This window comes from Pseudomonas sp. HP_01 (assembly GCF_055284355.1).
Genome location: NZ_JBTOPV010000001.1, coordinates 130432 through 155449, shown reverse-complemented (window position 1 = coordinate 155449; position 25018 = coordinate 130432). Strand labels below are relative to the sequence as shown.

Genomic DNA, 25018 nt, shown 5'->3' with positions numbered 1-25018 from the left:
GGCAGCCCGGAACGGTTATCTCTTGAGGGCTATGGCCTCTTGGACAAGGCACTCAAGGGCGAACTGCTCGGTGTAGGTCATCTGAATGGGCGTGGTTTCTCCCTTGACGGTTCTTTCGCCATCCAGGATGTAGCGGATGCGTTTGTCAGTCACACCGATACGCTTTGCGATCCACGAAGGTGTTTGTCCAATCCGCGAAATCAGCTTGTCGGCATATTCGGTGGAAGGGTTATAGAGTTCAGCGTTGGGTGTCATGTGACGTCCAGGTAAAGGTCAGGCGGTCTGTGTTTGAAGCGTATGCGGCACAGTGTGCCAATAACTGCGCTGTGCCGCGACCTCAATGGGTTGCCCGCCCGCAATGACAGGCGCGTCGCTCCTGATTACCGCGCCGATTCAAGCGGCGCAAAGGTCTCGGCAAAAATGTCAGGCTGGTAGCCTGCAGCCGCCGCTGACTGGATAGCGGACCTTGTCAGCGACGGAGATTCAGCCATTTGCTGATCAGAAGAGCAGGCTTTTTTCCGACTCCTGAACACGGCGAAATACCCATCTGAACACGACCTGAAAATCGCATTTCTACGCAACACCATTTTCAGGAAATTTTACGGCCAAACTGCGTGACGACTTAATCAGTGCAGCACAGTCATCACTGGGTATGGGCTTACTGAAAAGATAACCCTGTATTTGATCGCAGCCATGTTCGACAAGCATCTGGAGCTGGTCGAATGTTTCGACGCCCTCCGCGATGACATTCAGGTCCAGTTCGTGCGCCAATACGATGACCGCTCGGGTAATAGCCGCGTCTTCATGGTTGCTCATGATGTCTTTTATGAACATTCTATCGATTTTGAGGGTGTCGATAGGGAATCGCTTCAAGTAGGCTAGGCTGGAATAACCCGTTCCGAAGTCATCGACGGAAAGACTTATGCCGTATGACTTTATATCGCGCAGTATTTCAACGGCCGACTCGGGGTCAATCATTAGCACGGATTCGGTAAGCTCAAACTCTAAGAGCGCGGGATTGATACCGTACTCTTCCAGGATGCGCTTGACGATTTTAGCCAAGCCTTTTACCTGAAGCTGCCTGGCTGACAGGTTGATGGCGATCGGTACCATTCTGATGTGATTCTCTTCCCAGCTTTTCAGGGTTTCACAAACTTTCCGGATAACCCATTCGCCCACCGGAATGATCAGGCCGGTGTCCTCAAGCATGGGGATGAAATCAGCGGGAGAAACCAGGCCGAGCGTTGGATGATTCCACCTTAACAAAGCCTCAAGCCCACTTATCCTGCCATCGGTCAGGCTGACCTTTGGCTGGAAGTGCAGAATGAATTCATCGCGATCAAGTGCGCCCCGCAACAGGGTTTCAGTCTGCAGGCGTTTAACTGCACTTTGGTTCATCTCGGCGTTGTAAAACTTGAAGTTATTGCGGCCACTTTTTTTGGCATTGTACATGGCGGTATCCGCATTCTTGAGGATAACGCCAGCGTCACTCCCATCAAGCGGGTAGTTAGCGATGCCTACGCTCGCTGAAACAAATATATCCTGGCCACGAAGGTTGAACGGTTTGCCCAGTGCATCGACAACATTGGTCGCGAGCGACTTGATGAGATGTTCCGAATAGACAGGATGGGTGACCACGATCGAAAATTCATCGCCTCCCAGGCGTGCAACCATGCTGTTCTCATCAATGTAGTCTTCCAGGCGGCGGCTCGCCTGGATAAGCAATTCATCACCTACTGAATGGCCCATGGTGTCGTTGACGGTTTTGAATCTGTCCAGATCGATGAAAATGACGCTGATTGCATCTGACGTTTGGCGACTAATGGCCCCGCGCAGATAATTGTTCAGAAACCAGCGATTGGGCAGATTTGTGAGTGAATCATTTTCGGCGAGGTAGGTTAGCTTGTTCTTGGCGTCATCCCTTTCAAGGGCGGCCGCCAACAGGTTTGCCAGTGTTTGAATGTAGCTGACGTCTTCACGTGTAAAGGGCTGGTCCGTAGTGGCATAAACCCCCAGGATGCCCTTGAAGACTTCCCTGCACGATATGTCGACTTCGATGCTGCTTCTGAGGCTGTCAGCTTTTACCGCATCGCCAGAAAGCAATTTGAACGTGGCGTCAGTCGTATCAGGATGCCTGGCAAGCGGCGTGGAGGAAGGAGTGCCTTCGAGAAATTCACTGTTGTAACCACTCCGGATGTCAAAGTGGGTCAAGCCAACCTCGGCGTTGAGGATTACCCCGTTACTTACCTGATCAACGACTAACAACGCGGCCTTGCTCAGTTTCAAGCCTTGCGCGGCAGTCAGTGCTGCCAGTTCACCCAGCGTGCTGACGTTTTCTTCCGTCAATGCCTGCTGGCCAAACAAGGCGATGAGGTTTTGCCTTCTGGCGTTATCCAGAATCGCCACCTCAAACTCTTTGCGGTCAGTGATATCGATATCGATGCAGATGTATTTTTCAATGCCGCCCCTGTCGTCGAGGATAGGGATGATAGTGCGTCGATGCCACTTATCGGTACCGGTCCGGCCAGACAGCCTGACCTCACCGTTCCATACCTCATTTCCAGGTGCCCAGTGCCACGGCTGATCGGCTGAAGACATGCCGGACCAGACCTCATCAATCGTCAACTCTAGAAGCTCAGTTCGCGAATGCTGTGAGCTGGTGACGAATCGTTCGTTAACGTAGGTGATCTGGCCGGAGGCTGAAACTTCGCAGACGATTGAAACCTCGTCCAAGGCATTTTTATGCTGAACCAGTGTGTTCATCAACGATTCGATGCGCTGGCCAAAGTGATTGCGCATACTCGCTGCCGTACGATTTACCGCTTTTATCGCCTCCTGGATCTCCATGGGAGCATCGGCGACCAACACGGCTTCTGCGGCCACTGCGCCTGAAGCGATTTCCGCCTCATAAGAGTGAAGCTTGCCCAGATGCGCAAGCGACCGCTTGATCATGAACCCCATCAGTACCAGGCTTGTCAGTAAAAATACCAGTGCGAGGATCGTTGCCTGGACCACCAACGTATAGAGTTCTGCCGCTATCCTCTCGGCATTGAAAGACAGACGCATCACGCCATAATCTTTCCCGCCGATAGTGATCGGGCGATTGACGTCGAATAATCGTGCAGCGACTTCCGACTCTATCCATTCCGGGGCTCTGCCAAATGGTGCACTGGGTGCCTGCAGGCGAATAACCCCACCCGACAGGTCGATAAACATGGCCGACCTGAATGGCGAACGAGACAAGGTTTTTTCGAGGGTCCTTTTGATGGTGTCGTAATCACCAATGATGACGCTTTCCTCCACGGCCTGCGCGGCAACCTCTATCAGCATGTTAGCGCTGTCTTGTATCTCTTCAATGTGCTGAAGCATCTGATTTTTATAAAAAAGCCCCAGCCCCGTCGTGAGGAAAACCAGGATCAGAATGGACAGCATCGTCAATATGCGCGACGTCAGTGATTTGGGCACAAGGCTTTTAAAGAAATTCATTAACAGCCTCCAGCTGGATGTGAGAATGATTACTTGCGGTTTGCCGGGGCGCTGTTATAAAAATCACGATAGGACGCATAATCCGCTTCCGTCGCAGGAATGAATTTAACCGGTTCGGGCGCATGCACTAACTCAGTCGCGTCATGAAGAATCTTGCTGCCGACGCTGTCATATTCCATGTTGAAAAATGCGCTGGCGACCGCCGCCAGTTCTTTTTGAGAAACTCTGGGTGAGGCCATGAGCGCCAAATCATTGAACGAGGACGAATTCCACAATACGCGGAACGACTTGCCCTCTCTCTCGGTGTAGCCGCTGACCAGCTGTGAGTTCACCCCCATCGCCTGGGCCTTGCCACTCAGCAGCTGGCTGAACGCGCCGTCCATGTTTCCTGCAAACACGGTAGACGTATTTATGCCTTTCTTTATCAGTTCCGAGCTCGTGACTTTATAAGCAATGAACGCTTCAGGTCCCGGGTACACGACTTCCTGGCCGTCCAGTTCCGCGAGGCTCTGGATAGGCGAATCGGCAGGTACCACGATTTGTCCTTCGAGGGGAGGCGCGTCACGGCGACCAAATACCTTCCAGCCCATTTTGTCGCGCTCAGGGCTAAAAAGATGATTGGTAAAAGCGAAATCAACTTCTTGTGCGAGCACATAACTGGTCGTGTCGGACGATGTTCGCCCCAATTTCAGAGTGAGATTCACACCACTTTTTTCGGACACATACCGGATGATCGGGTTCCAGAAACTGGCTGAGAGATTAAGGTTGTATTGATTGACAGGCGAAAAATTATAGACTTTAAGATCTTCACAGACAGCCACATTTGACAACCCTAAAGACAGCGCAATAATAATAGCTTTGCAGGTTAGACGTAACGTCACGTGTTCACTCCAGATGTAGACTGACTTCTCACCCAACGGCGGTTAAAGCCAGATTAAGCTCGGCAATCTAATTTAATCGGCCGAAAAACGTGGATCTGAAGCACGTGTTGCATAAATAAATAGTTAACTTAATTGGATCCCCTAACGTGCACTTCATCATGGATCCCATTAGCGAAGGCGGTTAGCTTGTCCTCATCTCAAGATGCCCGCGCGGAAGGTGATGACGAAGGCTTCAGCGCTGGCCTGGAGCGGCTGTGCACAGGCGGGTTATCGGTTCGCTGGGGGAGGGCGGCCACAGGCGCCGACCCACAGCTGTCACTCAGTCTCCTGAACCCAGTGATCCACATTCCTGCTCGGCCTGTGCTGGTGACTGAAGTCCACCTGCTTCGCAAGGACGCTGAGTGCCTGGAGCCACAATAGGGCGTATGGCTCGGGTGTTATGATTCGAACCTGTATTACCTGCCAAGGGATTGCCCATGGACCGCTTGTCTACCTTGCTATCGCAGTTCGGCGTGCGTGCGAACTTGTTTTACAGCGGCAAGCTGTGCGGTCTGGCGTCTTATGACGGCGCAGAAGGATCTGGCTATATCCACCTGCTGGAGGCTGGCAGCGTTACCTTGCTGGGGCCCGATCGTAAGAACTTGCTGTTGATCCGGCCCAGCCTGATTTTTATGCCGCGTCCAAGTCGGCATCAACTGTTTGCCGGTGAGTCCGAGGGCGCCCGGTTGTTGTGTGCATCAATGGCGTTTGAGGGTGGGGTCGATAATCCGCTGTCGGCTTCATTACCCGATTGCCTGGTGCTGCCCCTGGATGAATTACCCATGCTGGCCGATACGCTGAAATGGATGTTCAGCGAGGCAGCGGGCTCGCATTGCGGCAGGGAGGCAGCGCTGGATCGGTTGTTCGAGTTGCTGGTCATCCTGCTGTTTCGACATCTGCTTGATCACCACCAGTTGCATACCGGGATGATCGCGGGTCTGGCCGATCCGAGGTTGTCGCGCTCTCTTTTGCAGATTCACAACGCCCCTCATCTGGCGTGGTCCATTGCGGGACTGGCGAGTGAGTCGAACATGTCCCGCGCGGCCTACGCAGTGCACTTCCGGGCAACCATCGGGCAGACGCCCGCCGATTATATATTGAGCTGGCGTATCAGCCTGGCGCAGAAGCGTCTTCGAGAAGGCCGGTCCATCACTCTGATTGCTGCCGAGGTCGGTTATGAAAGTCCGTCTGCACTTGCTCGCGCGTTTCGACGCAAGACTGGCTACAGTCCTCGGGACTGGATCAACGGGGTGGCGGGCGTAAAAGATGGGGCGATGACCTGACAGCAATGAACCGCTTCAGGCCATCCCGGGGGCAATCATCGGCTCATCGGCGTTCCAGCGCCATCAGCGAATGGCCGGCCACGAAAACCGAGGCGGCAAGCAGGCCGATATCTTTGAGTAGAAACTGGCCTGGCGCGACAGAAATAGCGGGGAAGCCAAGGCCGGGCTCGATCACGCCGGGGGTCGAGAACATGAAGCTCAAGGTGGTAAAAAACAGCCCGGCAGACAGCGCACCCCCTATCAATGACAGCTTGGGTGACAGCAGGCGGCCCGCAATGAGTGCACCGATGGACACCTCCAGAACGCCAAGCAGACTCGAGAAGGTGTCGACGCTGAAAATGCCATAAATCCAGCCCAGAAACGGGCTGTTGCTGACCAGCGGAACCAGCCCGACCGCTTCGTAGTGCGTGAACTTCATTCCGCCGAACCAGAAGTAAATGACGGCGAGCGCAAAATAGGCCCCATGGATACCAAGCGCCATGATCTTGAACCCAGGCGTTGAAGGGATTTGTGCGTTGTTGGTTTCGTGGTTCTCGATACTGTAGGTTTTCATGATCAATGCTTCCAGGAGTGTGAAGAGGAACGCTGACTAGCAGACCTGCGCGGTGTGCGCCGGGACTAGAAACAGTGTTGCCTTTGCTGGCACGCTCGTGGGGTTTGAACGTATTGCATTCGGTGCAGATCGTCTTGAGTCATCCAGACTTAAGAGCCCGTTCAAGATGTTCAAGAAGTACGCCCACGCGGTTGGGTACGTACTGACGAGTAGGAAGCACGGCCGTTATGGAAAGTTGTTCAGGCACCACATCTTCCAGCTCGACGAGAACCAGACTGCCCTCCGCGAGCGCGGTGCGCACGTCCCAGTAAGTCAGCATGGCCAGGCCCAGTCCCAGTTTGCTGGCCGCTCTGACGGACTCGACACTATTGGCCGAGAACGATGCCTCGGCACGGATGGAGACCTCTTCTCCCTGATGGACGAACGGCCAATACGGCATGCCATGCAGGCCAATGCATTGATGACGCTTAAGGTCTTCAAGGTGGCTAGGCGTACCCTGCCTGGCGAGATATCCAGGGCTTGCGCAGATGACCCGTGGGTTTGGAGCAAGCGCGCGGGCAACCAACCCGGAATCGCTGAGTGTCGCGATGCGGATAGCGACGTCGATACCCAGGCCCACGATGTCTACGATGCGATCGGAGAGTGTCAGGTCAACCTGCAGTGCCGGGTTTTCTGCGAGCAGCCGGGGGATCACCGGCATGATCATTTCCTGGCCGAACACGGTGGGAGCGGTGACTCTCAGTAGGCCGCTTGCCGCCCCGGCATTGGCTTTCAATGTGGCCCGCGCTGCCTCGTCAGCCTCCAGCATGCTTCTGGCGAACGGTAACAGTACCTCTCCCTCGGGCGTGAGGGACGCAGAGCGGGTCGTTCTGTGAACAAGCCGCACCCCTAATTCCTTTTCCAGAGAGGCTAGTCGTCGGGACACTGTCATCGCTGACAGTCCAAGTCGTCTCGCGGCCCCTGACAGGCTGCTGGCGGTTGCCACGGCAGCGAACACTTCAACATCCTGAATCTGCATCGATTATATCTCTTAGCGTTACGCCGCCTTATCTCCCTGGCCGTCTTATACCTTCACCGGATCAGGGATATCGTCACCCACCATAAGGCCGTGGAAATGAATCTCTGGCCAACGAAGGTTTAATCAAATGAACACGCCCAGCAAGCAGATCCTGGACACTTTCGACATCGGCGAGCTGAAGTTAAAGAACCGGCTCGCGGTTGCACCGATGACTCGCGTCAGCGCAACTGAACATGGCAGTGCCTCGGAGGCGATGGGACGATACTACGAACGCTTCGCCAAAGGCGGTTTTGGGCTGGTGATCACTGAAGGGATTTACACCGACCAAAAATTCGCTCAAGGCTATCGGTTTCAACCTGGAATCACTGATGCTGAACAAGCCTTGGCCTGGCGAGCCGTTACCAATCGGATACATCGTCATCAAGGTCTGATCATCGCGCAACTGATGCACGCAGGAGCCTTGAGTCAGGGAAACCGTTTCCTGAGCGAGACCGTCGGCCCTTCTGCCATACGTCCTGTTGGTGAGCAGATGAAGTTCTACTATGGCGAGGGCCAATACGCCGTGCCAAGGGTGATGACCGATGAATACATCGCCGATGCGATTCAAGGGTTCGCCAATGCCGCGAGACTGGCAGTCGCAAGCGCAGGGTTCGACGGTGTGGAAATTCATGGCGCCAACGGCTATCTGCTCGATCAATTCCTCACTGACTATACGAACCAGCGAACAGACCGCTGGGGCGCAAGCGTGCGCAATCGCGTTGCCCTTACGCTGGAGGTGATCAAGGCCGTAAGAGCAGTTGTTGGGGAGGCTCCCGTGGGTGTTCGAATCTCACAGGGCAAGGTCAACGATTACGCCCACAAATGGGCTGAAGGCGAAGCCGCCGCCGAGACCATTTTTGGATCTCTGGAAGACGCAGGTATCCAGTACATTCATGTCACAGAACACAAAGCGTGGGAGCCTGCCTTCAGCGAGAGCGGCCCCAGCCTCGTCAGCCTGGCTCGTCGTTATGCTCCAGGGGTCGCCATCGTCGCCAATGGCGGGCTGGAGAACCCTCAGCATGCCGAGCAAGTTCTCATTGATGGCGCTGACATCGTTGCGCTGGGTAAAGGAGCGCTGGCTAATCCTGATTACCCGAACCGTCTGATGATGAATCAGCCTTTGAAGGAGTTTGACTTCTCACTGCTAGGGCCTATCGCAAACATCAAAGACAGTGAGCTGGCTTAGCAAAACCAACAATCCAGTGCGCTGGCGAGCACGTTTCTGGATATCCACTCGGAGTCGCTCGTAACGGTACGATAGCTGCATAGAGCGTGCACAAGCCAATTTGATGACGCGCCCATGAAGCCGCTGTACCTAACCTCGACCAGGCTTGCCCCTTCAATGCTGACCAAAGCACTGATTGGTTTCATTGCTTTAGTGTGTCTGTCGTTGATTCTGGCTACCGCCTGGCAAATCAATCAGTCGCGCAATGAACGCATCGCTACTGCCAAAATTTCAGTTTCCAATATCGTCCTTGCTGCCGAACAGCTCGCTCAAGACACAATACGACAAGCAGACAACACGCTGCGCGATCTGGTCGAGCGCGTGGAGCACGATGGCGTTGATGGTGATCAGCAAGTTCGACTCGAGAAGCTGATGGCTCGGGCTGTGGTGAACGTGGATGGCATCCAGGGGCTATTCATTTACGACGCGCAAGGCAACTGGGTCGCCAATTCCTTGTCCCAGGGCACACCGCTGAACAACGGCGACCGCGCGTACTTCACCTATCACCGCGACAATCCCGATGCGTCCATCCACATTGGCTCCATTGTCGAGAGTCGCAGCACGGGAGACATGGTCATCCCTATCAGCCGTCGTATCAATGCCGCCGACGGTACCTTTGCAGGTGTGGCGTTGGCGACGGTGCCGGTTGCTTATTTCCAGGCATTTTTCAAGCGTATGGACGTGGACGAAAAGGGCGTTATTTTCCTTGCCCTGAGCAATGGCGACCTGCTGGCTCGACGACCGACGCTGACCGCTCTGATGACGACCAATGTGGCCAAAGGTGATCTTTTCACCCTTTATCTACCTTACAGCGACAGCGGTAACGCTTTGATCAAGTCCGTCGTGGATGGAGTGGAAAGGATCTATGCCTACCGGCGTGTGGCCGGATTACCCATCGTCGCCGCCGCTGGCGTGTCATGCGAGCATGTGTTCGCGCCTTGGTGGGACTATGCGTACCGGTCAATGGCCGCGATCGCTCTGATTATCTTCGCGCTGGTTTTGCTGGGCTTCCTGTTGTACCGGCAAATCCAGCACCTCATCACGGCGGAAAACGACCTGAACACCGCCAGGACCGAGCTGGAGGTCATTGCCCAGACCGACAGCCTGACGCATCTGGCCAATCGCCGCTGTTTCGACGCGACCCTGCAACGGGAATGGGGCCGTGCCAATCGCAATAACTCATTCATCGCCATTATTTTGTTGGATATCGACTGGTTCAAACAATACAACGACCGCTACGGCCATATTCAGGGGGACGACTGCCTGAGCGAGGTGGCAGGCATTATCGGGGCCTGTATCAACAGGGCCGGCGATTTGGCGGCAAGGTATGGCGGTGAAGAGTTTGTGATCCTGCTGCCTGAAACACATTTAGCGGGTGCGCTAATCATTGCCGAAAAGGTCAGGTCGGCCATTGAAAACGCGCGCATAGCCCACGCCACCAGCCCGCTGGGCAACGTCACCATCAGCTCCGGTGTCGTGGCGATCAACACGCTTGGAAAAGAGGGTTATAAAGCCGCACTGGAAGAGGCAGACCGACTTCTGTATCGCGCTAAAACCAAAGGCCGAAATCGTGTTGAGGGGCAACTGCCAGTCAATGACAGCTTCCCTGTCAACTTGATCGCTTCCCGGCGGGATGCTTCAAGTTTCCAACCCTGAGTCGATAGCGTGTTGAATCTATAAGCCACTGACGAAAAGCAGGAATCTCGTATTCACCTTAAAACTCGCGGGCTATCGCTAGGGATTCACCGATCCGCTGGCGAACCGTGAGTCTTTTCCAGAGAGTGATGAAAAGCGCTCGCTTTATACGCCGGTAAAAAACAGTGCCGTTGTCTATTCCAATCACCTTGTTCTTCTCGAACCGTTGATGAGGCACGGTGACATAGCGGTTGCGGTCAGTCCTCTTGATCGCCACCGCCTCTGAGGAGCAGTCGCATGTTGCGCGCGAGGTTGATCGCAATCTGGTCAGTATTCGCGAGCTGGCAACGCAGAGCGCGGCGGGCGCCAGCCAGACGGCGAGTGCGTGCGGTGAAATGTCAAAACTGGCGGTCAACCTGAACCAGTTGGTAAGCCGGTTTGTTGTGTGACTAAGGGCGTTGCCTGTTTCAGCGCCTTCAAACGCACACTCGCCCTTTGCACCGCCGCCATTTTTTCAGGCCGCTTCATGCGTTTCCACTTTCTGATGTCGTCCTTGGCCCGGCCACAACTCACACACAGATCACCCCTGAGGTGGCACACAGAGATGCAGGGGTTTTCGATTTCTTTGGCCACCGTCAGCCCCCCTTAACCAGTCGCTGTTGCCAGTTGCCACTGTGAGTGCGCTGGCATTCCTCCTCAGAGTCGAGGCGGACATTGCGATCGGAGAGTTTCAGGTCGATGCCGGCGTCATTCAACGCGCTGGCCGTCAGCTCGAAAATGCGCGCCTTCGCTTCAACTTGAGCGAGCGTTCTGTCCGCGAGGGTTTCGAACACCCAGACCACCTTCAGGGTTTCAGCCAACGCGTCGAGGTCAGCCATGTGGGTCAGCCAGGTGAAGCCTTTGATTTCACCTTTCGCTGTTTCGCACGCTTCGGTCAGCGCGGCTATTAACCGGCGTTCGATTCGCGCCAGTTCACGTTTGCCGGGTGGCATCGCAATTTCCTTTGGAGTAGGGCTGGGGCATTACATCAGGCTGGCCGAAATTCGACCGTCAGATGCCTGACTTCATGGACCGGCTGCAGACGTTCACGAATGCTGTCGGCGTTCGCAGTGGCTGCGCCAAGCACGCTGACGATGGCCGCATGGGCCTGGGGTCCAACCCGCCAGACGTGCAGGTCGGTGATGGTGGCGTCTCCCGGTTCTTCAACCAACTGGCGGATCTCCTCGGCAACGTGCGCGTCAGTCTGATCGAGCAATACACCTGCGGTGACGCCCATCAAGGTCCATGCCCACCGCGCGATAACGATGGCGCCGACGATGCCCATGGCCGGATCCAGCCACACCCAGCCCAGATAGCGACCGGCGAGCAGTGCAGCGATGGCCAGCACCGAAGTCAGCGCATCTGCGAGGACGTGGACATAGGCCGATCTTAAATTGTTGTCGTTGCCATGGTGGGCATGGTGATGGCCATGACCCTCCTGGTCGTGGTCGTGGTCATGATCGTGTCCATGACTGTGCCCATGGCCCAGCAAAAGGGCGCTGACGATGTTGACAATCAACCCGGCAATCGCGATGAGGGTAGCGGTGCCGAACTGAACGTCGGTTGGCTGCAAGAGACGCATCACCGACTCAACGCCGATCCCCAGGGAAACCATACCGAGAATCAGCGCCGACGCGAATCCGCCCAGATCTCCTACCTTTCCTGTTCCAAAACTGTAGCGCTGACTGGATGCGTTGCGTTTGGCGTATCCATAGGCCGCCGCCGCGATGCCCAATGCGCCGGCATGGGTGGCCATGTGAAAACCATCGGCCAGTAACGCCATCGAGCCCGTGACATACCCGGCGGTGATTTCGGCCACCATCATGACCACCGTCAGAGCCACTACCCAAAGCGTACGCCTGGCATTCTCATCGTGCGCCGAGCCAAGGAACACGTGATCGTGCAGGTAGTTAACGTGGGTGCTTTTCATCAGCGAGTGCCTGGATGTGTTCACTTGGAATAACGACGAATGGCTTCAAGAAGCTCTTCGACACCTTTGCTGCGCTCATCTTCGCTGAGACCAGGATCCGCAACATGCGCGCGCGCATGGTCTTCAATGATTTCCTCCATCAAGCCGTTGAGGGCCCCGCGCGTGGCGGCAACAAGGTGCAGCGTTTTGGCGCAGTCGAGATCCGACTCCAATGCACGTTCGACGGCCTGGAGTTGTCCGGCGATGCGTTTGACCCGCTTGAGAAGATCGTTTTTGTTTGCTGCGATATGGCCCATCGGATACACCCTTGGCTAGACGGAGCGCAGCATAGGGGTACCCCCTATACCTATGCAAGGGTTGCCTGGCAACGGGCAACGGTTGGTTGATGCAGTTGTAAAGGCTCCTGCTCCAGCTGCAGGCCACCGTTATTCCCCAGAACCGCCTGTCAGCCATAAAAACGGTTGTGACTCTTTTCAAATTTGTGTGTAATCCGCGCACTTCTTCAGGGATGAAGGCCGACCAACGATTACATCGTGCTGACTCATTCCTGCATATCTCTCCTTAACTCCAGAGGACTGTGCGATGGGTTTGGCAAAAAAGACCACTGCCGCGTTGCTCGTTTTGAGCATTGGTTTTTCATCCGGTTGCGCCACGTCGGGTACCGACTGGGCTAACAAGGAAAACATTGGCACCGTACTCGGCGGCGCCGCTGGCGTACTGATTGGTAGCCGCATCGGCGCGGGAGGGGGGCGAACCGCAGCGATGTTGATCGGTGGCCTGGCCGGCGCCTTATTAGGCAAAACCATCGGCGCGAAGATGGATGAAACCGACCGTCTTGCCCTCGCTGCACAAACCCAGCAAGTACTCAATAGAAACCAGGACGGCCAGGCCGCTACCTGGCAGTCCAACCACAGCGGCAGCAGCGCGCAGATCACCCCGGTCAGTACCGAAACGCAGTCGCGGCAGGTCGCGGTAAAACGCCTGCCGAAGATCCAGCCGGTCACCGACATGACCGTGATCAATAAACCCTACCGCACCATCAAGTCGGCCAACTTGCGTAGCGCCCCGGACAGCAGCGCCGAAAAAGTGGGTGGGTTACCGCCGAGTTCGACGTTCACCGCCATGGGCCGCACCCACAATGACTGGATCATGGTTGGCCGCCGTGGCGTGACCGTTGGCTACGTGTATGCCCCACTGGTGGAAGCCGTTGCGCCCAAGCCCATGTCGGTTGCCAGCAGTGCTGCCACCCAAGGCTCCGGCGACAGCGCCACTGACCTGGACAACCTCGACACTGCCAGCGCGGCGAAACAAGGCGTCGACCTTGACGCCATCGATGCCAAACCGGTGGAAGACAAACTGACCGCGCAAACCACCTGTCGCACCATCACCTACGACGTGAAAGCCAAGGACAGTCAGGCCGAGAAGCAAACCGTCAAGGCCTGCCAGGCGGGTGACGGCGCTTGGGAACTGATTTGATGAAAAGCGTAAGCAAACTGTTGCCACTGACCCTATTGGCCCTTGCCGTGTGTCCGAATGCCCATGCTGCTGCCTACCGGCTGGCCTTTTCCAAGGGCGAGAACGTCGAGGTATTCGTGGACCATGCCGACAATCAGCCGTGGTGCACAAATCCCCTGGCGCTGCGTTTTGCCTTCGCAGGCAAACCGGACAACGAGGCGGTGGCGCGCCTGCTGCCCAAACTCGGCGGTCTGCTTGTCAGCCAGTGCCCGAGTGCTGCCACCGTGACCTGGAAAAGCTACAACGCCCAAGGCCAGCCGGCTGCCACTGGGGTGGCTGCCAAGGCGGAGGAATGGTCCAGCCATGTCGTCGTGGCCGACGTGCCGGCCGGGCCGGTAGCCGAGGTTGCCGCTGCGCCTGTCTCCGAGCCAAGGCCGGCACCTGTGCCGCCTGTTCCTGCACCGGCGGCGGATCCAGCCCCGCCGCCTGCTGCTGTTCCTGTCCCCGCTATGGCTGCAGATCCCGTACCACCGCCTGCTCCTGCACCCATTGTGGCTGCAGACCCAGTCCCGCCACCTGTTCCTGCACCCGTTGCTGCAGTTCCACAACCGCCTGAGTCGGCGCCCGTTGCGCAGTCACCTGCGCCCAAAACGATCACTCCCGTGTCGCCGGCTTTTGCGGTATCTGGCTGGACACCGCCGAGCGAGGCCGATGCGATCAAGGCCGCGTCCTTTTTCTTCGAGCTCAAGGATCAGAACGGTTGCCTGTTTCGTACCACCTACAAGCCGGACGGTGACACTCGCTTCGTGAGTGCAAAATCCACCGGTGTAACCTGCGGTTCCGACGGCTACGCTGCCGGTGAGGGGGGAGTGGTGTTGCTGCGCGCAGACGGCGTGAAACTGAAAGAATATGAGGGCAGTTTTCATCAAGGCATCCCTTTCAACAAACAAGCGCCGCAACTCCCGATCGTAGGATTTGATAACCAGAAAAACGCCCTGATGCTGCTCACCAGCGACCCGGCCAGCGGCATACATTACTTGCTGCGAGCGTCTTACAGCTGGAGTGGCTATTGGGATACTCGCAGCCCGGCGTTGGTGGCTCTGACCGAAAACCAAGAGCTTTTTCGCCAGCTTGAAACCATTAAAACCACTGTATTCACCGCCTTGGGCGCCTTGGACCAGATCCAGCCAAAAACCCAGAACGTCAGCTTCATCGGCGTTCGGGATGTACCCCAAGGCCTGTTCAAGAATGACCGCGACAGCTGGTTCTATGAGATCAGCATAAGCCGCAACTGGAACACCAAAAGCTGGCAATTCAACCCACAAAACGCCAACAACTACCTGTTCAGGCATGAAGCGCAGGTCGCCGAAGAAAAACGCGTGGCCGACCGTCAGCGCCAGTACGAAGAGCAGAGGAAACTTGAGCAAGCCGGCTATCAGGCCCAGACCCAGCTTCAACAATTTGCCCAGTTGAAGAGCGAGAGCAGCGACGCTAACCACATCCGCTCTCGACTGCTGTCCGACGTCAGCTACGCGCCCACTTCCGGGGGAAGCTATGCGCGGCTGGTGGCCGGCGGCAAAGCCGCTTACAGCCAGATCGTGCACATAGTCGGCAAGACGGATGAGCGCTGGGAAACCGATTATCCCTACGAATCCCAACTGAATATTGTTGGCCCCAACCTGAAGCCTGAGAAAGGCTGGTTCCTGGCCAAAGGCGAGGTCACTGTGGACCCGGTCAAGCGAGACAGCGAAGACCTGCCGTTGACACTCGTGGCAGTCACGTACCTCCAGGCCTGCACCGAAGACGGCTGCACAGATTTGCGTGATCCACTGAAAATAATGCGCATGCAATTGGGTGACGACAGCTGGACGCCCGACGCGGCGCGCCAGGTATTCAAGCAGGCCTGGCCTGACCGGAACATTCAGGGGGATGTGCAATGATCCAGAAGAAACTGCTTATCCCCGCTGCGGCTGTGGCGATACTCGCCGCGGGCTACTTTGGCTTGTGCGCCTATGCCAGCAAACAGGCACAGAAGCGTCTGGATGACTTCGTGTATGACAACCATCTCAATGGCACCGTCAGCTGGGCGTCCGTAAGTTCCTCACCCTTTGGTGGCAAGGTCGTGATCAAAGGTGTCGAGTTTGGAGAGGGCAAGGCGGGCGGTCTGCGCGCCGATAAAGTCATCGTGACCGACCTGATCAACAATGATAGCCGCAGTCGTGTGCGCATCGAAGCCAGCGGCATACAGGCTTCCAACAGCTCTTTGCAAAGCTTGCAGGACCTGGGCGGAATGGCCGGCCTGATAGGGATGGGCGGTGGTTCAAGGGGCATGAATAATTTTGGCCCGTTATTAAGCAGCGGCCGCAGCGAGCTCAAACCGTTCGACCTCATGCTGTTCCTGGACCTGGATGACGATGCCACTCTTGCCACGGGTGAAACCTTTGTGGACATGCCAGACCTGTTCACCTTCAGCGCCAGCTATCGCATGGATAACGTCAAGGACCTTCACCGTACGATCACCGACTTGCAGCGCGGTGGTGAAATGGCCGTCTATGGATTGCTCGGCGGTGCAGCACAAGGCATGCAGGCCGCATTCGCCCGAGCTGAATTGAGCGAATTGAACGTCAGTTTCAAGGACAAGGGCATGGTCAAACGTAGCGCATTGCTCGAACAACGCTACGCCACGCCTTTGGACCCGACTGCCGGCAGCGCGGACAAACAGCGCCAGGCCTGGTTCGAGAAAAGCCTGGATAGCTGGCAGAAAAACTGTGAAAGCGGGATGCGGGTAAAAGCCCCGATGCTCAGTGATGGCTGCGAACTGATGGTTAAACTGTTCAAAGGCAAAAACGACGGCATCCAGCTGAGCGTCGACCCCAAAGACCCGGTCCGGGTCATGGACCTGATGAGTCTGTTCGGCGGCGGCAATAGCAGGCAGGTGCTTGAGCGGTTGAATCCGGAGGTGAGCTCGCTGTAGGTTCGGCGAGACTGGCACTGTTTTATTTGATCAGGACGACGTGCGTACTCACTTGTAGAAGTTGTTGGCAACCGTTCGGGTGCTTCGCGTGGCATGTCGATGCTCTCCGAACCTCTGTCGACAAGTCACCCGCGCCCTGCACGGCGGACATAGCGGCGCACATCGTCCAGCGCAGGCACGACCGCCAGCACGCCAAGCACCAGGGAGAGGGCCACGGTAGCGGTGTACCCCACGTGCTTAAAGCCGTACGCACCCACTACACCGCCGGCGAAAAAGCTCAAGGCCAGCGCGGTCAATAGTTTCAGGCGCCCCCGGTTCGCCAGCACGCGTGGTTGCCCGGGCGGTGTGGAGCCGTTCCAATAGAAGAGCTTGCCGAGTTCAATACCGATATCAGTGATGATGCCCGTGACGTGGGTCGTTCTGATTTCGGCCTTGGACACCTTGGTGATCAAGGCATTTTGCAGGCCCATGATGAAGCACAGCAGCATGACGGTGAGGGAGACGATCAGTCCGTCCACTGCCGCCAGCCTGGGACCCAGAAAACCGAAGCACAGGAGCAAAAACGCCTCGAACAACAGAGGCAGGGCGAAGGCGCTGTGCAGGCGTCTGCGGCGGGAGTAGTTGACCATGATGGCCGAACAGGCGGCGCCTGCCATGAAAGACAGCAGGGCGCGCTGCAGCTTTGTTTGAGCAACGCTTCGTTGTCGTCCAGCCTGCCCAGCAGGAAATCCCGCGTGTTCACTGCACCGAGCTGATGCCGGGTGGCCAGGTCAATTCCGTGGCTGGCCATCTGGTCGGCGTTGAAGAGTTCGGCGCGCAGCAGCCGTTCGTAGGCGAACGCAAGCTTTGGATGGGGCCCGGCCCGACCCGCAAGCCTGACCCGGGAGATCGCCTGTTTGGTGCGTGTCCATGTGCTCGTCATTAGTTTCCCTGAAATGACTTGCACCCCGGCGAACGCACCGTATTGGGCAGTGTGCGCAGCGGAGCGCCGGCACTGATGTGCCCTGGTGAACGAAGCGTTCAGACCACGACAGTGTGAGTACGCTTTCTCAGGGCTGTCTGTTCGCTGGCGCACATAGTGTCGCGCGCAAGCCTTTCCCGGGACGGTTCTCCATGATGATTTCCCCGCCCAGGCGCCGTGCAATGGTTTGCACGATGGTCAGGCCCAGCCCGACGCCCTGATCGTTGCCGCGGCTGTAAAAGCGCTCGAACAGGCGCTCCCGCTCGGCCTCGTCGATGCCCGGCCCCTCGTCGGCAACGCTTAGTTCGAAATAGGGGTGTCTCAAGCTCAGAGTGACCATCACCTGACCGCCTGAAGGCGAAAAGTTGACCGCATTGGTCACCAGGTTTTGCAGGGCGATGTCGATGGCGGCGAAGTCCGTTCGTACCGTCAGGGAAGGCTCATCGCAGTCGAACACCAATTCCAGCCCCCGGCTCAGTACCCACGGCGTCATTTGCACCAGGCTGTCGCGCACGGCCGCAACGAGATCGGCATTGCGGGTCACAACGGGGCCTGCACCGGGTTCCATCCGCGCCACGGTCAGCAGCTGATTGACCAGCCGCGTCGTGCGGTCAACGCCGACGATGAGGTAACTCAGGGACTCGTTGCGCTGCGCCTCGTCGTGTGCCTCCAGCACGTTTTGCGCATGCACCCGCAGCACCGCCAGGGGCGTGCGCATTTCATGGGCGGCGTCGGCGATGAAGCGCCGCTCACGGCTCAGCACCTCCTGAATCTGTCCGAGCAGTCTGTTCAGGGCCGCTTGCATGGGCTCCAGCTCGCTGGGCAGCGGGGCCAGTTGCAAGGGTTCGAGGGAGCCCGGATGACGACCGCGCAGCGTGGCGGCCAGATCGGCCAGCGGCTTGAGTCCCCAGCCAATGGCCAGCCAGATCGCGCCCATCAGCAGCAGGCTGCCGATCAGGTTGGGGATCACGGTGTGACGGACGATGCGGTTGACCAGGTCCGAGCGCACGTCGTCGCGCTCGCCGACCCAGATCAGCAAGTCGTGCTGCTCATCCCTGAGCACAAAGGTGCGCCACTCATGTTTGCCGAGGTCATTGATGTCGCTGAAGCCGGTGTACTGAGGTGCACGGGTCAGGCTCGGCGCGCTGGGGGTATGCACCAGCAGCCGGCCTTGAAGGTCCCAGACCTGAAAGGCGATTTTGCTCTCGTAGGGGTGGCCGTCGACTCGCGGTTCGGCCTGAGCCAATGCCTGATTGAACGCCTGGTACAGCTGCGCGTGCTCTTGCCGCGCCAGGGGCATGCGCATGACGCCCTGCAGCAACCTGGCATTGGTGGCGAGTTGCGCGTCATAGACTTCGGCGATTTCGTGGTTGCTGTCATGGAGGTTGACCAGCGTCAGGATCAGCAGCCCGATCAACACCAGTCCGAGGATCAGGGTCAGGGTGCGGCGGCGGATCGACGTCACGGGCGATCCTCCACCAGGTAGCCGACGCCGCGCACCGTGCGAATCAGCTCGCTGGAAAACTTCTTGCGCAGGTGATGGATGTGCACTTCGAGGGTGTTGCTCTCTGCTTCTTCGTTCCAGCCGTACAACAACTGCATCAAGCGTTCGCGGGTCATCACCCGGCCCGGTGGCGAGAGCAGTTCGTACAACAGCTGGTATTCCTTGGGGGTAAGGGCGACGGGTTCAGCTTTGTAAGTGACTTGCTGGGTGGTCGGGTCCAGGCGGATGCCCGCGTGCTCGATCATGACCCGCGCGCGCCCGGCACTGCGGCGCAACAACGCCCGCAGGCGGGCCTTGAGTTCGGACAGGTCGAAGGGCTTTATCAGGTAATCGTCGGCCCCCGCATCGAGGCCGGCGATGCGGTCCTCGGTGGCGTCCCGTGCCGTCAGGATCAGCACCGGCAGGGCCGAGCCACTTTCACGCAGGCGCCGCAACACCGCCAGGCCGTCCAGCCTGGGCAAGCCGAGATCGAGAATGGCCAGATCGAACACTTCGCTCAACAGCGCATGGAGGGCGCTGGCGCCATCTTTCACCCAGTCCACCGTGTAGCCTTCGCGAGTCAACGCCTGATGAATGCCCTCACCGAGGGCAACATCGTCTTCCACCAACAGCAAACGCATGAATGCTCCGTCATTTCAGTTTTTTGTTTACGTCCACCAGCAATAGCTGGATATCTTTGCGGCGTCCACTGTCTGCCACTTCGCGACCAGGCCGCGGCGCAGCGAGCAAGGCTTTTTCCAGCGCTGCCTTCGCCTGAGCATAGTGGCCCTGGCGGTAGAGATGATCGCCCCAGAAGTACAGCGGATCGATCCCGTCGGGATTGAGTTTCAACGCCTGCTCCAGCAGACCTTGGGCCTTATCCGGATCGCCGAAACCGATCGGCCACCCGGGCACGCGGTCGTACAGCGCAGCCAGGCTGGCGTAGGCGGAGCCCTGCAAGGCATTGGGGGCCAGCGTCATGGCTTTTTCAAGATCGGCCTTCGCTGTTTTCACCTTGCTCAATGCACCGAGCCCGCCCTGGGCACCGGCCCAACTGCTGGTGACGATGCCCGACCATATCCAGGCCTCGGCGACGGCGGGACGCTGCTGCGTGAAGGCAGAGGACTTGGCGGCCAACTGTTCGAATGCCGCGACGCGCTGATCTTCCGGCAACTGATATTGAATTCGCGCCCACTCCTGCTGAATCCCGGTCAGGCGTTGCTGGTCAGGTGCATCCAGAGCCCACACGGGCAAGGCGAGGGTGGCGAGCAGTACGACGAGTAGACGTTTCATGGCTTGGTGCTCTTTTCGTGAGTGGCGCTGCTGAATCGGCGAATGAGGGGCAGGTGTTTGCGCAGTCCACGGTCCACGACGGCGGGCAGCAGACTGTTGAGGCGGACGAAGAACTGCTCAGGCCAGCCCATATAAAGCTCGCGCTGATTGCCGACAATGGCGCGGATAACCGCGGCGGCGACTGTTTGCGGATCGTCCTCGGCGGTTTTCAGGGCAGAGTTGAGGGCGCGCGCGGCGGGGCTGTTCATTGTGGTGCGGGTCGCACGAGGGGCGACATACAGCACGCCGATCCGCGTATCCGCCAGCTCGCGGCGCAACGCTTCGGAAAACCCCCGCAGCGCAAACTTGCTCGCGCAGTACGTGGCATAGCCGGCATAACCGATCGAACCATAGGTCGAACCGACGTTCACCACCATGGCACGGCCGGGCTGGCGCAGCAGCGGCAACAGCAGGCCGGTGAGCTGGATGGGCGCATTCAGGTTGATATCGAGCATCGAATCGATCTCGTGCCCCGGCAGTTGCTCCAGCATGGCGAAATGATTGACGCCGGCGGCGTTGATCAGCAGGTTAACCCCTTCCATCGCCTGTGCCGTCATCAGCACATGCTGACGACCTTCGGCGGTGGTCAGATCGGCCTTTACCCAGTGCAAGAGATGCGGGTACTGCTGTTGCAACGGCAACAGCGGCTCCTGATGGCGGCAGACGGCGAGCACTTCGGCGCCATGGCTGCACAGCGCCTCGGCAATGGCCATGCCGATACCGCCACTGGCGCCGGTCAGCACCACTCGCGCTTCAGACAGACGCATGGTCGTGCTCCTTCACCGGTGCAGCCTGGGCGAGGGGCAACTGACGAAACATGTCGGTGTACAACCCGTAGACCACTTTCGAGGCCTTGATCACGGCCGCCTGATCCTCCGGATCTTCAAGACGGTCCATCAGCTTGCGATAGGTCTCCATGTGGCCGACATCGAGGCTGCCATGGGAGCTCAGGTAACTGAACGCAGTGGCCGGGAGTGCCAAGCGCTGCTGAATGCTGCCGGCGGCATGGGTCGCCAAGGCGATGCTGGTGCCTTCCAGCACGTTGACCATGCCGAACAGTCCCACCGGATTGCCCCGGGCGATGAGATCGTAGAGGTAGGCGACCATGAGCTCGATGGGCAGGCCGGGCGTACCGTCGCGCACGGCATCGGCATCGCCGCCACAGGCGCGCACGTCGTTGAGGATCCACTGCTCGTGGCCGTATTCGTCTTCGATGTACTCGCACACCGCGCCACGCAGCCATTCCAGCCGCGAAGGCAGCCGCGCGCCACAGGCCATCATCAACGGCACGGTATGGCGCACGTGGTAATACGCCTGAGTCAGGAAGGCGCGATAGCTCTCCAGCGAGACCTCACCGTGCAGCGCCTGATGGATAACAGGCAGATTGAACAAGGTCTCGCGCTCGGTGCGGGTGGCGTCTTGCAGGGTTTCGAAAAAACTCATGATTGAAGGTCCTTTGCTCGCGTGGGCTCAGTGAACAGATGTCGATAATTCGCCAGGATGGCGTCGCGCCGGGGTCGGCCGTTGGCGGTGGCCATGCCGTTGGCGGCGGTGAAAGGCTGGTCCAGTCGCGTCCAGGTGTGGACGCGTGCGTAGTCCGGCAGCGCCTGATTGGCCTGCTCGACAGCGCTGTGCAGGTGCGAGTCGGTGGCGTCCGGGCGCAGTGGCCACAGCAACGCATGGTTGCGCGGCAGGGCTTCGCCGTAGACGAATGCCTGAGCGATCAGACCGCGCTGGGTCAGTTCGGCCTCGACCCACTCAGGGTTGACGTTGCGACCGTAACTGGTCACGAACTGATGCTTCTTGCGCCCGTGAAGATAGAGGTAGCCGTTGGCGTCAAACTCGCCGAGATCACCGCTCGGCCACCACTGCGGGGTGGGTTCCGCGTCGCCGAGATAGCCCAGCATCCGCGACCCGCCAATCAGGACTTCACCGTCCTCGGCCAGGCGTATCTGCACATGGGGCAGCGGTTTGCCAACGCTGCCGGGATGATTGGCGTCGGGGCGGTTGAGGGCGACGACCGACGCGCACTCGGACAGGCCGTAGCCTTCGTACACCGGAATGCCAAGGGTTTCGGCGCGCAGCAACAGTTCATGGCTGACTTTGGCGCCGCCCACCGCGATGAAGCGCAGCGATGACGGGTTGAAAGCGCCCATTTCGCAGGCGCTGACCAGCAACAGCAACAGCTGCGGGACGAGGATCATGCTGTGGGGCTGGCGCACCGCCAAGGTTGACAGCAGACGCGGCAACTCCACGCCGCTGGCCCCTTGAATGCCCAGGGTTCGCTGGCTTGGCAGGCTCAGCATCGCGCCGGCGTAAAGCGCGGCATAGCAGCCGACGTTTTCCAGCAGAATCGCCAGAGGCAGCAGTGAAAGGTGGTGGGCGGGCTGGCGGGACTGGCTGGCGCGCTGCACCTCCATGGCCACCGTCAACACGCTGGCAGCGTCCAGACAGACGCCTTTGGGCGTGCCGGTCGTGCCCGAGGTAAAGGTGAGCTTCGCCGTGCCCACCGGCAGGGGCGACGGCTGAGGGTTCACGCGCAACCAGAACCCCCCGTCATGACGGAACGCCGAGGTGGCGAGTTCACTGGCGTAGTCGTCATCGGCAATGACCACGTCCGCCTGGCTCTGCTCCAGGCAATGAAGGCGCTGCGCGGCGCTGAAAAACGGTGGCAGCGTCACACAGGCCAGGCCGGCGAACAGAATCGCCAGGTCCCAGATCAGCAGGTCCGGACCGTTGTCGAGGGCGAGGGCCACGACCCTGGCGTCGAGGTCCTTGAGTCTTTCCTGACGCAGATTGATTTCTGCGTCCAGTTCGGCATAACTCAATTTCAGGTCATCGCCCCACAGTGCGCACGTATCGGGCTGCGCGGCGGCGAGATCAGCGATGCGCTGGCGGAATCCGCTCAGTTCAGGCGACATGGCAGCTGTCCTCCAGGATCAGGGGCAGCCCGAAGCGTTCAAATACGCCGCTGCTGCTCAGGTGCAGGAACCCGGAGCGAATGTCGCCGACGTGCACGCTGGGTTGAGAATCGTAGTAATTGCCCCAGGCGTGCCGGTCTTCGCCCAGGCGCAGAGGGTCGGCAACGCAAAGGGTAAGGGGGCGCAGGCCGAGGCGATTGAAACTGTTCACCAGCCCGGCGTTGCCGGTGAACGCCACCCATTCCAGACCGCTCATGGCGAGCAGCCAGGTCACGGTGATGATGCTCAGCCGCGCGCTGCCCAGGTTGCTGGCGGCGAGGTTGCCCACTTCGACGATGCCCTGACGGTCCACGGGCCTGCCGGCGCTGGCTTCGATCATCTGCTCGACAGGCTGATCCAGATAGTTCTCCAGGAACAGTGCGCCGGAGGTGGCGACACGCACGCCGGCCACGGCGCACAGCGTGCCGGTGTTGTCGTGGAGTCCGAACAACTCCGGCATGAAGCTACGGATCTCGGCGTTGTGCGCCTGGCGAAAGCGCTGCTGGATGAACGTCTCGTAGGCGTCGCGCAGTGGCTCCTGGGACAGCGCACGATTGAGCGAGAGGGCCGGTGATTGCGCAGTGCCGAATCCCATAGGCAGGAAGTCCAGAGGCAGCGCACCGGACGGCATTGAGTTCGGTGGTAATCGGTTATTCCAGTCCAGACCCTGCATGGGTGTGGCTCCTCCCCAGTGGTGATGGGGTGGAGTATCTGGGTCGATTCTTAACGAAGTCTGAAGGTGAGAAATTTGCCGCGCCCGGTTTTCCTGGCGATCTGCGCGACGTCTTCAGACTGCCTTAAGACAGGGGCCTCAAGGTGCGGGGCAATTGAGCAACATCCCCCCACTCAGCGAGCGCCCCACCATGATTTCAACCCCACACCGGTACGCCAGATTGTCGATGTCCCTGCACTGGCTGATGCTGGCGCTGTTCATCGGCGTTTACGCCTGTATCGAGCTTAAGGGCTTCGCGCCCCGGGGCGGCACACTGCGCTCGCTGTTGCTAGGGCTGCACGGCATGTTTGGTCTGTCGATATTTGCACTGGTCTGGCTGCGTCTGCTGGGCAGACTGATGTACAAGGCGCCGTCGATCACGCCGGCCCCTCGAACCTGGCAGCTCGGGATGGCCCACCTCGTTCATGGGCTGCTCTACGCACTGATGATCGCGACCCCGGTGCTGGCCTGGCTGATGCTGTCGGCGGGTGGCAAGCCGATGCCGTACTTCGGCTTCTTCCTCCCGTCACCCCTGGCCGTCGACCCCGATCTGGCCAAACAAATCAAAGGCTGGCACGAGTGGGCCGGCAACCTGGGCTACTGGCTGATCGGCGTGCACGCGGCAGCAGGGCTCTTTCATCATTATTTTGTCCGCGACAACACACTGCGCCGCATGCTGCCGTGGACGGCGGAAAAGCGTTAAGCGGTCACTGCTTCGTTCACTCCACCGCGACCCAGTACCTGATTACGGGCGCCGATTTCAACGATGCGTAAGCCTTTTCACTGACTGCACGGGATGCTTTGCTGGGACCGGCTTCAGCCGGGAAAGGGGTAGTTTGAACGCCGTCAAGCTTGCGGTGTGACAGCTGACGTCTTCCCGGCTAAAGCCGGTCCCACAGTGGAACACGCACTCGATTTCACTGACTGCACGGGATGCTTTGGTGGGACTGGCTTCAGCCGGGAAGAGGCCAGTTTGAACGCCATCAATCTTGCGGTATGACAGCTGACGTCTT

Annotated in this window: 24 protein-coding genes and 2 pseudogenes; 9 read left to right on the top strand and 17 right to left on the bottom strand. The window is 58.5% G+C overall.

Translation table 11 applies throughout. The annotated features are described in order from the left end of the window. Positions 1–15 precede the first annotated feature (15 nt). The 3 genes from ACYAR8_RS00730 to ACYAR8_RS00720 all read right to left on the bottom strand — a co-directional run bounded on the left by ACYAR8_RS00730 (position 16) and on the right by ACYAR8_RS00720 (position 4367). Positions 16–255 carry a hypothetical protein gene (locus tag ACYAR8_RS00730; protein WP_065988840.1) on the bottom strand — a complete coding sequence of 80 codons (240 nt, stop codon included), beginning with the start codon at positions 253–255 and terminating at the stop codon, positions 16–18. A 318-nt stretch (positions 256–573) separates the two neighbouring features. Then, complete coding sequence (locus ACYAR8_RS00725; protein ID WP_463578758.1) at positions 574–3486, bottom strand: putative bifunctional diguanylate cyclase/phosphodiesterase; 2913 nt, start codon at positions 3484–3486, stop codon at positions 574–576. A gap of 29 nt (positions 3487–3515) precedes the next feature. Next, on the bottom strand, positions 3516–4367 hold the full coding sequence (locus tag ACYAR8_RS00720; protein ID WP_108119218.1) for a phosphate/phosphite/phosphonate ABC transporter substrate-binding protein: 852 nt from the start codon (positions 4365–4367) through the stop codon (positions 3516–3518). Between the two features lie 476 nt (positions 4368–4843). On the opposite strand from ACYAR8_RS00720, the gene ACYAR8_RS00715 reads away from it, so the two are divergent. Beyond that, a complete protein-coding gene (locus ACYAR8_RS00715) occupies positions 4844–5689 on the top strand; it encodes an AraC family transcriptional regulator (protein WP_463578975.1) in 846 nt (281 codons plus the stop codon). A gap of 43 nt (positions 5690–5732) precedes the next feature. Here the strand turns inward: ACYAR8_RS00715 and ACYAR8_RS00710 are convergent, their stop codons facing one another. Together ACYAR8_RS00710 and ACYAR8_RS00705 are read right to left on the bottom strand one after the other, a co-directional pair. Beyond that, entirely contained in the window at positions 5733–6242 is a 510-nt protein-coding gene (locus tag ACYAR8_RS00710) for a YkgB family protein (protein WP_463578757.1), read from the bottom strand. A 139-nt stretch (positions 6243–6381) separates the two neighbouring features. Further along, the gene (locus ACYAR8_RS00705; protein WP_463578756.1) at positions 6382–7260 is read right to left on the bottom strand and encodes a LysR family transcriptional regulator; all 879 of its coding nucleotides are present in this window, start codon (positions 7258–7260) and stop codon (positions 6382–6384) included. A gap of 127 nt (positions 7261–7387) precedes the next feature. Here ACYAR8_RS00705 and ACYAR8_RS00700 point away from each other — a divergent pair, with 127 nt between their 5' ends. The 3 genes and pseudogenes from ACYAR8_RS00700 to ACYAR8_RS00690 all read left to right on the top strand — a co-directional run. Further along, complete coding sequence (locus tag ACYAR8_RS00700) at positions 7388–8485, top strand: oxidoreductase (protein WP_463578755.1); 1098 nt, start codon at positions 7388–7390, stop codon at positions 8483–8485. Between the two features lie 114 nt (positions 8486–8599). Continuing rightward, a complete protein-coding gene (locus ACYAR8_RS00695; protein WP_083398685.1) occupies positions 8600–10180 on the top strand; it encodes a sensor domain-containing diguanylate cyclase in 1581 nt (526 codons plus the stop codon). A 242-nt stretch (positions 10181–10422) separates the two neighbouring features. Then, positions 10423–10608, top strand: a pseudogene (locus tag ACYAR8_RS00690) (methyl-accepting chemotaxis protein); the annotation flags it as partial. Here the strand turns inward: ACYAR8_RS00690 and ACYAR8_RS00685 are convergent. From ACYAR8_RS00685 to ACYAR8_RS00670, 4 genes are read right to left on the bottom strand one after another with little or no spacing between them, the layout of a single operon-like run. Next, positions 10571–10792 (bottom strand): DUF1289 domain-containing protein, encoded by a 222-nt coding sequence (locus ACYAR8_RS00685; protein ID WP_463578754.1) that lies wholly within the window; start codon positions 10790–10792, stop codon positions 10571–10573. The pseudogene ACYAR8_RS00690 and the gene ACYAR8_RS00685 sit on opposite strands and share 38 nt — an antisense overlap. 2 nt (positions 10793–10794) lie before the next feature. After that, the gene (locus ACYAR8_RS00680; RefSeq protein WP_463578753.1) at positions 10795–11151 is read right to left on the bottom strand and encodes a hypothetical protein; all 357 of its coding nucleotides are present in this window, start codon (positions 11149–11151) and stop codon (positions 10795–10797) included. Between the two features lie 35 nt (positions 11152–11186). Next, positions 11187–12128 carry a CDF family Co(II)/Ni(II) efflux transporter DmeF gene (dmeF, locus tag ACYAR8_RS00675; protein ID WP_463578752.1) on the bottom strand — a complete coding sequence of 314 codons (942 nt, stop codon included), beginning with the start codon at positions 12126–12128 and terminating at the stop codon, positions 11187–11189. Between the two features lie 20 nt (positions 12129–12148). Then, positions 12149–12424: a metal/formaldehyde-sensitive transcriptional repressor gene (locus ACYAR8_RS00670; protein ID WP_074883663.1), complete on the bottom strand. Its 276-nt coding sequence runs from the start codon at positions 12422–12424 to the stop codon at positions 12149–12151. 286 nt (positions 12425–12710) lie between these two features. Here ACYAR8_RS00670 and ACYAR8_RS00665 point away from each other — a divergent pair, with 286 nt between their 5' ends. From ACYAR8_RS00665 to ACYAR8_RS00655, 3 genes are read left to right on the top strand one after another with little or no spacing between them, the layout of a single operon-like run. Further along, positions 12711–13604 (top strand): SH3 domain-containing protein, encoded by an 894-nt coding sequence (locus ACYAR8_RS00665; protein WP_083398684.1) that lies wholly within the window; start codon positions 12711–12713, stop codon positions 13602–13604. Continuing rightward, entirely contained in the window at positions 13604–15523 is a 1920-nt protein-coding gene (locus ACYAR8_RS00660; RefSeq protein WP_463578751.1) for a hypothetical protein, read from the top strand. Before ACYAR8_RS00665 ends, ACYAR8_RS00660 begins: the two co-directional genes overlap by 1 nt. Continuing rightward, the gene (locus ACYAR8_RS00655; protein ID WP_463578750.1) at positions 15520–16557 is read left to right on the top strand and encodes a hypothetical protein; all 1038 of its coding nucleotides are present in this window, start codon (positions 15520–15522) and stop codon (positions 16555–16557) included. The genes ACYAR8_RS00660 and ACYAR8_RS00655 overlap by 4 nt, the downstream gene beginning before the upstream one ends. 155 nt (positions 16558–16712) lie before the next feature. Here the strand turns inward: ACYAR8_RS00655 and ACYAR8_RS00650 are convergent. Then, a pseudogene (locus ACYAR8_RS00650) lies at positions 16713–17228 on the bottom strand (YoaK family protein); the annotation flags it as partial. Positions 17229–17239: 11 nt separating this feature from the next. Between ACYAR8_RS00650 and ACYAR8_RS00645 the strand changes: the two are divergent. Further along, positions 17240–17482: a hypothetical protein gene (locus tag ACYAR8_RS00645; RefSeq protein WP_463578749.1), complete on the top strand. Its 243-nt coding sequence runs from the start codon at positions 17240–17242 to the stop codon at positions 17480–17482. 124 nt (positions 17483–17606) lie between these two features. Here the strand turns inward: ACYAR8_RS00645 and ACYAR8_RS00640 are convergent, their stop codons facing one another. The 7 genes from ACYAR8_RS00640 to ACYAR8_RS00610 are packed head-to-tail and all read right to left on the bottom strand — an operon-like array spanning position 17607 to position 23966. Continuing rightward, positions 17607–18983, bottom strand: a complete 1377-nt coding sequence (locus tag ACYAR8_RS00640; protein ID WP_463578748.1) for an ATP-binding protein — start codon at positions 18981–18983, stop codon at positions 17607–17609. Beyond that, positions 18980–19642 (bottom strand): response regulator, encoded by a 663-nt coding sequence (locus ACYAR8_RS00635; RefSeq protein ID WP_074883636.1) that lies wholly within the window; start codon positions 19640–19642, stop codon positions 18980–18982. Before ACYAR8_RS00635 ends, ACYAR8_RS00640 begins: the two co-directional genes overlap by 4 nt. 10 nt (positions 19643–19652) lie before the next feature. Then, positions 19653–20294 carry a tetratricopeptide repeat protein gene (locus ACYAR8_RS00630; protein WP_463578747.1) on the bottom strand — a complete coding sequence of 214 codons (642 nt, stop codon included), beginning with the start codon at positions 20292–20294 and terminating at the stop codon, positions 19653–19655. Continuing rightward, positions 20291–21100, bottom strand: coding sequence for an SDR family oxidoreductase (locus ACYAR8_RS00625; RefSeq protein WP_463578746.1), 810 nt, complete (start codon positions 21098–21100; stop codon positions 20291–20293). Before ACYAR8_RS00625 ends, ACYAR8_RS00630 begins: the two co-directional genes overlap by 4 nt. Continuing rightward, positions 21087–21776: a TenA family transcriptional regulator gene (locus tag ACYAR8_RS00620; RefSeq protein WP_463578745.1), complete on the bottom strand. Its 690-nt coding sequence runs from the start codon at positions 21774–21776 to the stop codon at positions 21087–21089. Before ACYAR8_RS00620 ends, ACYAR8_RS00625 begins: the two co-directional genes overlap by 14 nt. Beyond that, entirely contained in the window at positions 21773–23254 is a 1482-nt protein-coding gene (locus ACYAR8_RS00615; RefSeq protein WP_463578744.1) for an AMP-binding protein, read from the bottom strand. Before ACYAR8_RS00615 ends, ACYAR8_RS00620 begins: the two co-directional genes overlap by 4 nt. Beyond that, the gene (locus tag ACYAR8_RS00610; protein ID WP_463578743.1) at positions 23244–23966 is read right to left on the bottom strand and encodes a thermostable hemolysin; all 723 of its coding nucleotides are present in this window, start codon (positions 23964–23966) and stop codon (positions 23244–23246) included. The genes ACYAR8_RS00615 and ACYAR8_RS00610 overlap by 11 nt, the downstream gene beginning before the upstream one ends. Before the next feature lie 190 nt (positions 23967–24156). Between ACYAR8_RS00610 and ACYAR8_RS00605 the strand changes: the two genes are divergently transcribed. Further along, positions 24157–24708: a cytochrome b gene (locus ACYAR8_RS00605; protein ID WP_463578742.1), complete on the top strand. Its 552-nt coding sequence runs from the start codon at positions 24157–24159 to the stop codon at positions 24706–24708. Positions 24709–25018 lie beyond the last annotated feature (310 nt).